The sequence below is a fragment of the Caloramator sp. E03 genome (assembly GCF_006016075.1).
In the GTDB taxonomy this organism is placed as follows: domain Bacteria; phylum Bacillota; class Clostridia; order Clostridiales; family Caloramatoraceae; genus Caloramator_B.
Window position 1 is genome coordinate 529,861 of the sequence record NZ_CP040093.1, and the last position, 14,247, is coordinate 544,107.

Here is a 14,247-nt window from a genome sequence, read left to right on the forward strand (position 1 = left end):
CTACACCTCTTTAAAAGTTGATAAGCCTCTCCATTATATCCTTATCAACACAATAGGTCATTGCATCATCATAAGTTATAATACCTTTTTTATAAAGTTCAACAAGAGACATATCCATAGTTTTCATTCCATATTTCCCTCCTGTTTGAACTGCTGAATCTATCTGATGTGTTTTACCTTCCCTAATAAGATTTCTAATTGCAGGTGTTGCAACCATTATTTCAAGAGCACAAACTCTTCCTTCTCCGTCTGCTCTTGTAATGAGTTGTTGAGATATTATTCCTTCAATAACTGCTGAAAGCTGTACCTTTATCTGTTGCTGCTGATGAGGAGGAAAAACATCAACTATCCTATCAATAGTCTTCGAAGCCCCTATAGTATGAAGCGTTGACATTACAAGATGTCCTGTTTCAGCTGCAGTTATTGCAATAGAAATAGTTTCAAGATCTCTCATCTCTCCTACAAGAATAACATCAGGATCTTCTCTTAAAGCTGATCTTAAAGCTGCAGAATATGACTTTGTATCATATCCAATTTCTCTTTGATTAACTATACTTTTTTTATGTTTATGCAGATATTCAATAGGGTCTTCAAGCGTAATTATATGTCCGCTTCTTGTATTGTTAATTTCGTTTATCATAGCTGCAAGTGTAGTTGATTTTCCACTTCCTGTAGGACCAGTAACAAGTATTAAACCTCTTGTTTTTTTACAAAGGTTTTTAATAACAGGGGGCATATTAAGTTTTTCTAAGGTAGGCATTTGCAGTGCTACGGTTCTAAGTGCCATAGCATCACTACCTCTCTGTCTAAAAATATTTACCCTAAACCTACCAATGCCCTGAACAGAATATGAAAGATCTATTTCTCCGATAGAAATATATTTTTGATACTGCTCCTCAGTAAGAACATATTTTGTATATTCTTCAACTTCCTTTGGTGTTAACCTTTCATTTCCATAAGGCATCAGATTTCCATTTATTCTCATAGTTGGTGGTATACCAACAGTAATGTGTAAATCTGAAGCATTAAGTTCAACTGTTTTTGCTAATAATTCTTGAAATGGTATCATTTTGTACCTCCCATTCTTCCATTTTTATTATTTTAAGATATTCATCAAAAGTTGTAATGCCTTGTAAAACCATCGCTTTACATGAGCTTTCAAGGGTAATCATTCCTTTTTTAATGCATAAGGATCTTAATGTGTTTATGTTTCTACAGGTGATTATCTTTTCTCGTATTTCATTTGTTATGTCTAAAACTTCAAAAACTCCTGTCCTGTCTTTATATCCGGTATTATTACATTTTTTACATCCTTTTCCTTTATATAATTTCACTTTTTCATTATTATTAAATCCAATAATATATTTTTCATATTCATTTGCTACATATTCCTCTTTACAATTAGGGCAAATCTTTCTTACAAGCCTTTGAGAGATAATTCCAGATATTGATGCGGCAATTAGATAAGGCTCTATCCCCATGTCTATAAGCCTTATAATAGACGATACACAATCATAAGTATGAAGTGTGCTTAAAACAAGGTGACCTGTTGTAGCAGCTCTAATTGCTATTTCTGCAGTTTCATAGTCCCTTATTTCACCAACCATTATAACATCTGGATCCTGTCTTAATATTGCTCTTAAACCAGTAGTAAATGTAAGTCCTGCCTTTGTATTGACGTTAACCTGGTTTATTCCTTCTATCATATATTCAACAGGATCCTCAATAGTAACAATATTTTTATCGTCTATATTGAATTCTTTAATTAGGGTATAAAGTGTTGTTGTTTTTCCACTTCCTGTAGGACCTGTTACAAATAAAATTCCCTTACTGTTATTTAAAATTTTATTAATAATTTTTATATCTCTGTCGCAAAATCCAAGCTCCTTTATGCCTAAAAATATATTTTCTCTATTTAAAATCCTTATTACAGCTTTTTCCCCATAAATACCTGGCAAAGTTGAAACCCTTAAATCATATATAGCATTATCTATTTTTTCTACTATCCTTCCATCCTTAGGAAGTCTCTTCTCTGCAATATCCATACTTGCAAGAACCTTTAATCTTAATATCAAAGCATCAAATATTTCCTTTGAAAATCTTTGATATTCACAAAGGTGCCCATCTATCCTAAACCTAACTTTTAAATATGTCTCAAAAGGCTCTATATGTATGTCACTTGCATTTGATTTAATAGCATCTTTTATGATGTCATCAAGCATTTTAACTATTGAAATATTTTTTATTTCAACAGAGTTCATCCTATTATCCCTCGTTATTTGTAATAATTTACTATAGAGATAAATTATTCTTTACTATTTCAAATATAATATCAATTTGTTTTTTGTCAACTGATATGCCATTCCATATTTCTTGAGAAATTACCCCTTGAGCAATAAGCATATAAAGCCCATTATAGATTTTTAATCCATATTGCTCTGCATAACTTAAAAATAAAGTTTTTGAAGGATTATAAATTAAATCAATAGCAACAGAAAAATTTTTAATTAAATCTTTATTAACAGGACAAGCTTCTATATTTGGAGCCATACCACATGGAGTACAGTTTATAATATATTCAACATCTTTTATATTAGGTAATAAATCATAAGATATAATTTCTACACAATCTGGCCATTTCTGTGATAATCCAACTTTAACATCTCTACTTGCAACATATATATTTTTTATGCCTTTATCTATTAAAGAACATAATACCGCTCTTACTACTCCACCCGTTCCTAATATCAATGCATTTTTTCCCTCTACTTTTAAATTATACTTATCAAGCATCAATGAAAAACCCTGATAATCTGTGTTATAGCCTATTGCTTTTTCCCCATCAAACAAAATCGTATTAATAGAGCCTATCCTTTTGGCCTCTTCACTTAGTTCATCTATATAATCAATTGATGATATCTTATAGGGAATAGTAACATTTAAACCTTTAATACCTGAAATTTTACACTCTTCGATAAAATCCTTAAGATTACATGGTTCAATCTCATAAAGTTCATATTTGCCATTGATATTCATTCTTTTTAATATTTCTTTATGTACAATTGGAGAAATACTATGACTTAGTTTTTGTCCAATAAGCCCATATAAATTATCCTTCACCATCTGAAAACTCCTTTTCATATATTAGATTTTTCTTAATTAAACCTTCAATCTTTCTTATAATTTTTGTTGTTATAAATTCTTTACTTGAAATTGGATCAACAAGAATTGTATATGTTTTACACCTGTTTCCTCCTAATATATCAGTAAATATTTGATCTCCAATAACACATGTATTAAAAGGGGCTGCATTAAGCTTTTTCATTGCACCTTTAAACATTATCTTCATAGGCTTAATTCCTACAACAGAAAAATAATCAATATCTAAATCCCCTCTGAATAGTTTAACTCTTCGACCGGAACTATTTGACAGCAGGCATATCTTAAAACCTTGTCTTATAAGATTATTTATTAGTTCTTTAACAGATTCATCAGCAATTTTACTACCCCAAGGCATAAGAGTATTATCTATGTCAATTATAAGATTTTCTATTCCTAATTCTTTCAACTTATAAAAGTTTATTTTGTAAATGTTTTTATAATAAAAATCTGGCATCAAAAATTTTTTCATAATTACCTCAACTGACTTTTCTTTAATATCTCCTTATATTATACATAAATTAAACATTATTTCCAATATAGACATAAGTTTGACTTTTTATTCTAATATAAATACTTTTTATTTTGGATACAAAAAAAGAAGCAGCATAATACTGCTTCTAAACCTTCATTTCCTTTGCAAGCTTTTTTAGAGCCTTTTTCTCTATTCTTGATACATAAGATCGCGATATTCCAAGTAAAGCCGCTATCTCTCTTTGTGTCTGGGGTTCTCCTTTCAAGCCATATCTTAACTGTATTATAAGTTTTTCTTTACCTTCAAGTATTTTTTCGATTAGATTATACAGTTTTTTTATAGCTACCTTATTTTCAACTTCATCAAGAACTGCATCACTATCAGTTCCAAGCACGTCTATGAGGCATATTTCATTGCCTTCCTTATCTATTCCGATTGGATCTTGAAGGTAAACTTCAGATTTTGATTTTTTGTTTGCTCTTACATACATCAATATTTCATTCTCAATGCACTTTGCAGCATAGGTTGCAAGCCTGTTGCCCTTATTATAATCAAAGCTTTCAATAGCTTTAATAAGCCCTATAGTTCCTATAGAAATAAGATCATCTGCATCTTTACCCTGTGGGCTAAATTTTTTTATAATATGGGCAACTAACCTTAAATTCCTGGTAATAAGCTCATTTTTGGCATTTTCATCTCCTGATTTATATAAGGAAAAAAGATTTTTTTCTTCTTCTTCAGTTAATGGGTAAGGAAATGAACTACTATTTGCAACATATCCTATGAAAGGAACAGAATTGTTAAATAGACTAAAAAACATATCCAACAACAAACTTTCACCCCCGGTAGAAGTATTATGTACATACCAGTAACTACCGGGACTTTGGATATGTTTTACTATATATTAATACATATAAATTTGAGTTGTAATATTATTTTACCATAGTTTGGTACAATTTGGAATATCAATTAAAACATTTTAACTATTTTTTTGTTTTGAAGCAGCTATCTCTTTTACCTTTGCAATCATTATATCAATTGCAACTTTGTTGTATCCACCTTCTGGAATGATTATATCTGCATATCTTTTAGTAGGTTCCACAAATTGGAGATGCATAGGTCTTACCACATTAATATATTGGTTTATTACCGATTCTAATGTTCTTTTCCTTTCTTTTATATCTCTTTGTATCCTTCTTACTATTCTAACGTCTGCATCAGTGTCTACAAATATTTTAATATCAAGCATATTCCTAATTTCAGGTTCAGTAAGTATTAAAATTCCTTCCAGAATTATAATATCCTTAGGTTCAACTCTAATAGTTTCTTTAGATCTATTGTGAATTCCAAAGTCATAAATGGGCTTGTCTATTGCCTTACCTTCACAGAGCATCTTTAAATGTTTTAATAAAAGCTCTGTATCAAAGGCATCTGGGTGATCATAGTTAGTTTTAATCCTTTCTTCAAAGGATAAATGGCTCTGATCCTTATAATATGAGTCCTGCTCTATAATACATATTTGTTCTTCATTAAGACTCTTGTATATTTCCTGAGCTACTGTACTCTTGCCAGAACCCGTTCCCCCTGTAATTCCAATAAGTATTGGTTTACTCATTATTATCCCCCTTTTCTTTTACAAGCATATCAAAAGACTTTAGTGGCTTTATTGATTTTATCTTATAAATCATCTGTGGATGTGGAGTTGAATCAATTTCATTTCCTGCATCATCCCAAATTTCATCAAGTTTTATAGAAAAGTTATCATCCTTAGGAGTTAGTATTTCAATTTCATCTCCTTTAAATATCCTATTCCTTTGTTCAATAGTTGCTATATTTGTTTCAAAATCATAATCAACAACTATTCCAACAATATCATGAGTTCTTATATATGATGACGTGCTATATATCTGCTTTTTAGGTTTTCCAAAATAAAAGCCTGTAGAAAATTCTCTATGGCTTGCCTTTGAAACTTCTTCAAGCCATTTAGGATTAAACACATAATTTTTACTATCTTTAAGATAACTATCAATCGCCTGCCTATAGGCTTTTGTAACTGTTGCAACATAATATGAACTCTTCATTCTTCCTTCTATTTTAAAACTGTAAACCCCGCTTTCCACAAGCTCTGGTATATACTCTATCATGCAAAGATCCTGAGAATTCATTATATATGTTCCTCTTTCATCTTCAAATACTGGAAAATACTCTCCAGGACGTTTTTCTTCCATAAGATAATATTTATATCTACAGGGATGAGCACATAATCCCCTATTTGCATCCCTTCCTGTCATATAATTCGAAAGAAGGCATCTCCCTGAATAGGATATACACATTGCTCCATGAACAAAGGCTTCAATTTCTAAATCATCTGGTACTTTTTCTCTAAGCTCTTTTATCTCTTTTAGTGACATCTCCCTTGCAAGAACAACCCTCTTTGCTCCAAGTTTATACCAAAATTCTGCCGACTTATAGTTTACATTATTGGCCTGGGTACTGATGTGTATTTCAAGCTCAGGAGCAGTTTCTTTAACAATAGAGAAAACACCTAAATCAGAAATTATTACAGCATCAACTCCTATATCACTTAGAAACTTAATATATTCAGGCATACCTTTAATGTCATCATTGTGTGGAAATATGTTTATAGTCACATAAACTTTGGCACCTTTTTCATGGGCAAATTCAACTGCCTTTTTCATAGTTTCTCTATCAAAGTTGTCAGCCATTGCCCTAAGGCTATATGCCTCTCCTCCTATATATACTGCATCAGCACCATATATAATAGCTGTCTTCAATTTTTCAAGATTTCCTGCTGGAGCTAAAAGTTCAATTTTTTTCATCAAAGCACCTCCTTAACCTTACAGCTTAAAGCAATACCATCACCAATTGGAAGTACCACCGTTTCAAGCTCTGGCATATTTGATATATTGCTTAAATATTTTCTCATCCTTTTTACTATAGTAATTTTTCTTCTTATGAGCAACTTATTTGTTGCAATCATTCCTCTAAAAAGCACATTATCACATATTAAAAGACCATTAATTTTAAGATGTTTTAGGCAATAGGGAAGAAACTTTTCATAGTGACCCTTTGCAGCATCTAAAAATACCAAATCATATTCTCCTTCAATATCTTTTAAAACCTCAAGAGCATCTCCTTTTAATATTTTAATATTTTTTTCCATATTCATTATTTTTATATTTTTAGTTGCCAGTTCATACATAGAATCATTCTTTTCAATAGAAACAACCTCACAACCATCTCCAGCAGCCAATGCCATAACAAGAGCAGAATAACCAATTGCAGTACCAACTTCAAGTATCCTTTTTACATTATGTGATTTTATTAAAACTCTTAAAAACTGTGCTACCTCAGGATGAATTATAGGAACGTTATTTTCCTTGGCATATTCTTCTAAGGTTTTTATATATCCTATACTTTCAGGAATAAGACTTCTTATGTATTCTTCTATATAATCATGCGCAATATTGCTCATTTTAACCTCCAAACATAACAAACATAAAATTAATACATGGAAGATTTTAATCTTTTTCTTCCATGTATTAAATATCTTTTACAAAAATTTTTATTTTAATTCTAGTTAGTCTTTAACATCTTCTTATATTTAAGGAATTCATCATAACTATTTGTGAAATAATGGCTTCCATCACCCTTTGACACAAAATATATATAATTAACATCAGCAGGATTTAAAGCTGCCATAATTGAATTTTTTCCTGGATTACAAATAGGTCCTTGTGGAAGTCCAATATATTTATAGGTATTATAAGGAGAATCAACTTCAAGGTCTTTATAATATAAAACGCTCTTATGAGTACCCAATGCATACTGAACCGTTGCACAGGATTCAAGTTTCATATTTTTTTGAAGCCTGTTGTAAAAGACTTTAGCAATTATAGGTCTTTCAATATCGAGTTTTGCCTCTTCCTCAACTATTGAGGATATTGTAATTATTTCATCAAGAGAATAATTAGTATTTTTCATTTCTAGAAAAACTGCAGATTTATAAATTTCATTAAATCTTGAAAGCATCTTATCTATTATTTCATGATTACTTGTTCCCTTTTTAAATTGATAAGTATCAGGAAACAAATACCCTTCAAGCCTTGATTGTCTACTCTGGGGTATGGATTTTAAAAAATCATAATCAAATTTGCCAGTTTGGCATTCTTTAATAAAAGAATTTATATCATTAACAAGACCTTCTTTATTTAATTTCTCTGCTATTTCTTTTATTGTATATCCCTCAGGTATAGTCACAAAAATAACATCAGGATCTTTATCTATTTTACCATTAAAAATCTTTTCAAAAACCTCCAAAGGAGTCATGGAAGTGTTTAAAATATACACACCTTGCTTTAAATTCTTTCCAAGATTCTTACTTCTTACATAAAATTGAGCAAATAATTTATTTTTGACAATCTTGCTTTTATACAATTTATCAATTACTTCATTTCTATTTTCACCTTTTTCCACTCTAAATATCTCTTGTTTCTTACTTTTGGAAATTGGTGAGTTAATGTATTTTTTATAATCCATATATAAAAACAAAGTAAAAAATATGAGTATAAAAAACATTATTAGTAAGCTTTTGAAAAATTTTTTATAAATAAAATCCATAACCCCACCACTTTTTCTATTTATATTCATATTATATTATTTAAACTTTTATTTAACAAGGCTTAAATACTTTTACTTCTTGAAACTTCTTTCTTTCTAAGATTTGTATCAAGGATCCTCTTTCTCATTCTAATACTTTTAGGTGTAACTTCTACAAGTTCATCACTTGTTATAAATTCAAGACATTGCTCTAAGGACATTTCAATAGGTGGGGTAAGCCTTAGTGCTTCATCTGAACCAGCTGCTCTCATATTTGATACATGTTTCTTTTTGCATACGTTTACATCTATATCTTCTGCTCTTGAACAAACACCAACAATCATCCCTTGATAAACTGGGGTTCCAGGAGCTATAAATAGAGTTCCCCTCTCCTGAGCATTGTAGAGCCCATAAGTTACAGCTTCACCAGTTTCAAAAGCCACAAGTGCTCCTCTGCTTCTTTCTGGTACATCGCCTTTATAAGGCTCATATCCATAAAAAACATGATTCATAATTCCATTTCCTTTAGTATCCGTCATAAATTCATTCCTATATCCAATTAGTCCTCTTGCAGGTATCTTAAACTCAAGCCTTACATAACCATTTATAGCTGATGTCATATTTACCATCTCAGCCCTTCTTATTCCCAGCTTTTCCATTACAACGCCCATGTAATCCTCAGGAACATCAATTGTAAGATATTCAATAGGTTCATATATGTTATTTTCTATTTCCTTTAATATTACCTTTGGTTTTGAAACCTGGAATTCATATCCTTCTCTTCTCATAGTTTCTATAAGTATAGATAGATGAAGCTCTCCCCTTCCCGATACCTCAAAAGCATCAGTTGAATCAGTTTCCTTTACTCTAAGGCTTACATTTGTTTCAAGTTCTTTGAAAAGCCTATCTCTAAGATGTCTTGAAGTCACATAATCGCCTTCTCTTCCAGCAAAAGGACTATCATTAACACTAAAAGTCATTGATATAGTTGGCTCATCAATCTTTACAAAGGGCAAAGCCTCTGGATTTTGTATATCTGCAATAGTTTCACCTATACTTATATTAGATATACCTGCTACAGCTACAATATCACCAAGAGAAGCTTCTTCAACTTCCTCCTTTTTAAGACCACTAAAAGAATACAAAGTTACAATCTTTCCATTTCTTATAGTTCCATCAGTTCCACAAACTGCTACCTGCTGATTTTTTCTTATTTTTCCTCTTTCTATCTTACCTATTGCAATTCTTCCAACATAATCATTTGAGTCTATAGTTGTAACAAGCATCTGTAGAGGCTCATCTAAATATCCTGCTGGTGCAGGTATATTGTTTATTATGGTTTCAAATAACGGCTTTAGGTTATCTGAACTATCAGAAAGGCTAAGTTTTGCAAATCCTTCCTTTGCAGAACAATAAACTACAGGGAACTCAATCTGATCGTCATCGGCTCCAAGCTCAATAAATAACTCTAAAACCATGTCTATAACTTCCTCTGGTCTTGCATCTGTCCTGTCAATTTTATTAATAACAACAATAGGCTTTAATTTTAACTCAAGGGCCTTTCTTAAAACAAACCTTGTTTGTGGCATAGGTCCTTCAAAGGCATCTACTAAAAGAACAACGCCATCAACCATTTTAAGTACTCTTTCAACTTCTCCACCAAAGTCAGCATGTCCTGGTGTATCAACAATATTTATTTTTATTCCGTTATAAACAACGGCTGTATTTTTTGAAAGTATTGTGATTCCTCTTTCTCTTTCAAGATCATTAGAATCCATAACCCTCTCTTCAACTTTTTCATTATTCCTGAATATACCACTTTGTTTTAACATTCCATCTACAAGGGTAGTTTTTCCATGGTCAACATGGGCAATTATTGCAACGTTTCTAATATCATCTCTTATAACTTTCTCCATTTTAGCAACCTCCAAAAATAATAGGATACTATTTAGTATCCTATTGTTAACAATATTTTATTGTAAGCAATATAAATATGAATGTCAATGCTTGTATAAATTTGTTACTCGCTCAATTACTGTTGATAAGATTATTCCTGCAATTCCAGCCGATACAAACTCTCCAAAGCCAATTGTACCAACAGTAACAACGTATGGCATGTTTGTTATTTTGCTTACCCATATCGATACTATAAATGCATTAAGTAGTATTGGAGGAATTACAGCTAAGTATTTATTAGGCATCTTTGAAGTAAGATAAGCAGCAGCAAGTGTAGTTAAACTCCCAAATACTATATCAATAAGTCCTAATCCGCCAAATATATTTGCCAACATGCAACCTAAAAAAAGCCCTGGTATTGCCTCTGGCATATAAAAAGGCAGTATTGTCATTGCTTCAGATAATCTAAACTGAACTGCACCATAAGATATCGGTTTTAATACAACTGTCAGTACATAATATATCGCTGCAATTACACCTGCTTGTATTATATATCCATTTTTGTTTCCTCTCATAAATTATTCCCCCACTATTTTTTAATAAGTTCTTCTGTAAAATCTATATCCATAGCATCTCCCAATATTTTCATGATATCCTCCCAAAGCCTTGAAAATCTCATTTCAGCTTCAAGATAATTTCTTATTTCAGGATTAAGGCTAATTATATTTAAAAGATTATTAAGAGAATCAATTTGTTCCTTTGAAGGTTCAACACCTTTAAGCTGCTGTGAATATAGTTCTAATTGCTTCTTTCTAAAATCCTCTACCATTCTTTTATGGTTTGGATTTGAATTTATTTTTTCCATAGCTGATTTATACTCTATTACTTCAGGTGCTAATTTTAAAGCTCTTGCAAGCTCATGGGCTTTATCATATACGTTCATGTTACCAACCTCCTACATAAATTAATTATTACCACAAATAATAACTTTTTTCAATATATTTAAAATTTTTTGAAGCCCAGTACAAAATGCACTGGGCTTTGATTAGATTTCCATTATTATTGGTAATATCATGGGTTTACGTTTTGTCTTTTCATATAAATATTCTCTTAAATCATCTTTAATGCTTGATTTTAAAGCTGCCCATTCTGTAATTTGATTTTTTAGGCACTTTTCTAAAGAAACTTTAACAATGTTTTTTGCTTCTTCCATAAGGTCTTCAGACTCTCTTACATAAACAAAACCCCTTGATATAATATCTGGTCCAGCAATAACCTTTCCTGTTTCTCTCTCAATTGTTACAACAACTGTTAATATACCGTCTTGTGATAAATGCTTTCTATCCCTTAGCACTATGTTTCCAACATCTCCTACTCCAAGGCCGTCAACAAGAACCTGACCTGCTGGTACATATCCGCTAATCCTTGCACTATTTTCGTTTACTTCTAAAACTTGGCCAATGTCAGATATAAATATATTATTTTCATCCATTCCAAGTTTTTGTGCAAGTATTGAATGCTGTTTTAAATGCCTATACTCTCCATGAACAGGCATAAAATACTTAGGTTTAACAAGGGTATGTATAAGCTTAAGTTCTTCTTGACATGCATGACCAGAAACATGAACATCTGCAAGGGACTCATATATAACGTTAGCTCCCCTTTTAAAAAGCTGATTTATAACCCTTGAAATAAGCTTTTCATTTCCTGGAATAGGAGTTGCTGATACTATCACAAGATCATCTTTCATTATTTCAACTTTTCTATGTTCTGAGGTAGACATCCTTGCAAGAGCTGACATAGGCTCTCCTTGGCTACCAGTTGTTATAATCACAATTTCGCTGGGTTTGTATTTTTCAATATCATCAATGTCTATAAAAAGGCCTTCTGGATATCTTAAATACCCAAGCTCATTTGCAACCTCAACAATGTTTTCTATACTCCTTCCTGATATTGCAACCTTTCTACCATACTTATATGCTGAATCCATTATTTGCTGAATCCTATGAATATTAGATGCAAAAGTAGCTACAATTATTCTTGATTTTGTTTCACTGAAAATCTTATCAAAGGTTTCCCCCACAGTCCTTTCAGACATAGTGTACCCTGGTCTTTCTATATTTGTGCTATCTGCCATAAGAAGCATAACACCTTGTTTCCCAAGTTCAGCAAGCCTTGCAAAATCCATAATCTCTCCATCTATAGGAGTATAGTCGATTTTAAAATCTCCAGTATGAACTATTATACCTACTGGTGTATGTATTGCAAGAGAACAGGAATCAGCAATGCTATGATTATTTTTTATAAACTCAACTTTGATTTCTCCAAAAGTAATAACGTCTTTAGGTTTAACAACCTTTAAAGTACAATCCCTAAAAATGCCATGCTCTTTTAATTTAGTTTCTACTATACCAAGGGTAAGCTTAGTTCCGTAAACCGGTACATTTAGCTGCTTTAATATATAAGGCAATGCCCCTATGTGATCTTCATGTCCATGGGTTAAAATAATGGCCTTAACTTTTTCTTTTTGTTTCAAGAGGTAGTTAATATCTGGTATAACAATATCTACTCCAAACATCTCTTCCTCTGGAAACATAAGCCCGCAATCTATGACTATTATATCATTTTTATATTCAATAACAGTCATATTCTTTCCAATCTCATTAACTCCTCCAAGTGGAATAACTTTTACTTTATCTTTTTTTGCCAAACACATTTTCCCTCCTTCGTTGTCCCATATATTACCAATTATATATAAAATAAAATCAATCAATTTTATTCATTTACAATATAATGATTTTAACCTGCAATATAGTATATAGTCAACATTTACTTTGAGTACTTGCATTTGCTACAATATCCAAAAAACTTAACACTATGATTAGTTATTTTAAAATCATACTTTTGCTCAATTTTTTCCTCAAGTGTTTCTAACAAGTCCCCTTCCACCTCTTCAACATTTCCACAATTTATACAAACAAGATGATGATGTTGATGATCCTCCTCTTCATGTATTAGCTCATATCTATTACATCCATCATCAAAATTCATTCTACATACAAGCCCCATCTTCTCCAAAAGTTGAAGAGTTCTATATACTGTTGCAAGACCTATTTCAGGGCATTCTTTTTTTACAATATCATATATTTCCTCCGTTGAAAGATGCTTTCCTTCATTATCTATTATAACATTAAGTACAGCTCTTCTTTGAGGAGTAAGTTTATACCCTCCTGTTTTTAAACGCTGCTTAAGTTTTTCATTTTCATCTTTGGAAAATACAATCATATTTACACCTCAATTCAAAAGCTAATCAATTTATTTTACAATATTTTACATGAATTGTCAAGAGATTCTCAATTGAAATAAAGCTTTTAAAAAAATATTTCAATTTCGTCTTTAATATTAATTTCATTAATATCTACAAAACATCTATATGCCTTTACGATAACTCCCCTATCATAAGCTTTTTTTAGTTTTTCCCCAAAAATTTTATCAATTTTGTAGTTCGGTGTAAAGCTTTCAACATAATCCATAAAAGCAATTATTACTATCGCAGCTCTATATTTATTATTAGCCATTATTAGTTCGTCTATGTGTTTTCTACCTCTTTCTGTCGGTGCATCAGGAAATTTTGATATCCCATTTTCTTCATAAGTTGCACATTTTACCTCAACAAAAATACCATTATAGATTTCATCTTCAATAAAAAAATCAAACCTACTGTTTGAATACTGTACTTCTCTTTTTATTTTACCTTTTACCCAATCTATTCTTCCATTTGTCACTGCTTCTTCAAATACTTTGTTTGCTAAAGAAGAATTAACACATACTATATTTTTATCCTTGTAAACATGAAGCAAGCTATATTTTGTCTTTCTATTTGGTTTATCACTTTTCTGAAGAATAACTTTAGTTCCTTCATAAAGTAGTTCAGTCATCCTTCCAGTATTAGGTACATGAACTAATTCAATTCTATCATCAACCTTGATTAATGCCTCAAACCTATTAATCCTTTTAATACATAAGCCATTGACCTTTTCTCCCTGTATAAACATTATACTTACCTCATCACTGAATTAAATCTTATATATAAAACA

15 protein-coding genes are annotated in these 14,247 nt (G+C 31.1%); all 15 read right to left on the reverse strand.

From position 1 onward, the window contains the following. Positions 1 to 10 precede the first annotated feature (10 nt). Complete coding sequence (locus FDN13_RS02810) at positions 11 to 1,069, reverse strand: type IV pilus twitching motility protein PilT (RefSeq protein WP_138978801.1); 1,059 nt, start codon at positions 1,067 to 1,069, stop codon at positions 11 to 13. Beyond that, on the reverse strand, positions 1,032 to 2,261 hold the full coding sequence (locus FDN13_RS02815) for a GspE/PulE family protein (RefSeq protein ID WP_138978802.1): 1,230 nt from the start codon (positions 2,259 to 2,261) through the stop codon (positions 1,032 to 1,034). The genes FDN13_RS02810 and FDN13_RS02815 overlap by 38 nt, the downstream gene beginning before the upstream one ends. A gap of 31 nt (positions 2,262 to 2,292) precedes the next feature. After that, positions 2,293 to 3,123: a shikimate dehydrogenase gene (gene aroE, locus FDN13_RS02820; RefSeq protein WP_138978803.1), complete on the reverse strand. Its 831-nt coding sequence runs from the start codon at positions 3,121 to 3,123 to the stop codon at positions 2,293 to 2,295. Beyond that, positions 3,110 to 3,631 carry a YqeG family HAD IIIA-type phosphatase gene (locus FDN13_RS02825; RefSeq protein ID WP_138978804.1) on the reverse strand — a complete coding sequence of 174 codons (522 nt, stop codon included), beginning with the start codon at positions 3,629 to 3,631 and terminating at the stop codon, positions 3,110 to 3,112. Before FDN13_RS02825 ends, aroE begins: the two co-directional genes overlap by 14 nt. A gap of 148 nt (positions 3,632 to 3,779) precedes the next feature. After that, a complete protein-coding gene (sigK, locus tag FDN13_RS02830; protein ID WP_138981005.1) occupies positions 3,780 to 4,454 on the reverse strand; it encodes an RNA polymerase sporulation sigma factor SigK in 675 nt (224 codons plus the stop codon). A gap of 159 nt (positions 4,455 to 4,613) precedes the next feature. Beyond that, a complete protein-coding gene (gene udk, locus FDN13_RS02835; RefSeq protein WP_138978805.1) occupies positions 4,614 to 5,249 on the reverse strand; it encodes a uridine kinase in 636 nt (211 codons plus the stop codon). Then, entirely contained in the window at positions 5,242 to 6,474 is a 1,233-nt protein-coding gene (locus FDN13_RS02840) for a peptidase U32 family protein (RefSeq protein WP_138978806.1), read from the reverse strand. The genes udk and FDN13_RS02840 overlap by 8 nt, the downstream gene beginning before the upstream one ends. Then, complete coding sequence (locus tag FDN13_RS02845; protein WP_138978807.1) at positions 6,474 to 7,130, reverse strand: O-methyltransferase; 657 nt, start codon at positions 7,128 to 7,130, stop codon at positions 6,474 to 6,476. The genes FDN13_RS02840 and FDN13_RS02845 overlap by 1 nt, the downstream gene beginning before the upstream one ends. 101 nt (positions 7,131 to 7,231) lie before the next feature. Continuing rightward, entirely contained in the window at positions 7,232 to 8,305 is a 1,074-nt protein-coding gene (gene mltG, locus FDN13_RS02850) for an endolytic transglycosylase MltG (protein ID WP_138978808.1), read from the reverse strand. A 32-nt stretch (positions 8,306 to 8,337) separates the two neighbouring features. Further along, positions 8,338 to 10,170: a translational GTPase TypA gene (typA, locus tag FDN13_RS02855; RefSeq protein ID WP_138978809.1), complete on the reverse strand. Its 1,833-nt coding sequence runs from the start codon at positions 10,168 to 10,170 to the stop codon at positions 8,338 to 8,340. Between the two features lie 84 nt (positions 10,171 to 10,254). Next, a complete protein-coding gene (locus FDN13_RS02860) occupies positions 10,255 to 10,725 on the reverse strand; it encodes a QueT transporter family protein (RefSeq protein ID WP_138978810.1) in 471 nt (156 codons plus the stop codon). A gap of 14 nt (positions 10,726 to 10,739) precedes the next feature. Beyond that, positions 10,740 to 11,093: a YlbF family regulator gene (locus FDN13_RS02865; protein WP_138978811.1), complete on the reverse strand. Its 354-nt coding sequence runs from the start codon at positions 11,091 to 11,093 to the stop codon at positions 10,740 to 10,742. Between the two features lie 102 nt (positions 11,094 to 11,195). Then, positions 11,196 to 12,860, reverse strand: a complete 1,665-nt coding sequence (locus FDN13_RS02870) for a ribonuclease J (protein ID WP_243120254.1) — start codon at positions 12,858 to 12,860, stop codon at positions 11,196 to 11,198. A 119-nt stretch (positions 12,861 to 12,979) separates the two neighbouring features. Further along, positions 12,980 to 13,435: a Fur family transcriptional regulator gene (locus tag FDN13_RS02875; RefSeq protein ID WP_138978813.1), complete on the reverse strand. Its 456-nt coding sequence runs from the start codon at positions 13,433 to 13,435 to the stop codon at positions 12,980 to 12,982. An 86-nt stretch (positions 13,436 to 13,521) separates the two neighbouring features. Then, positions 13,522 to 14,205 (reverse strand): DNA/RNA nuclease SfsA, encoded by a 684-nt coding sequence (sfsA, locus tag FDN13_RS02880; protein WP_138978814.1) that lies wholly within the window; start codon positions 14,203 to 14,205, stop codon positions 13,522 to 13,524. Positions 14,206 to 14,247 lie beyond the last annotated feature (42 nt).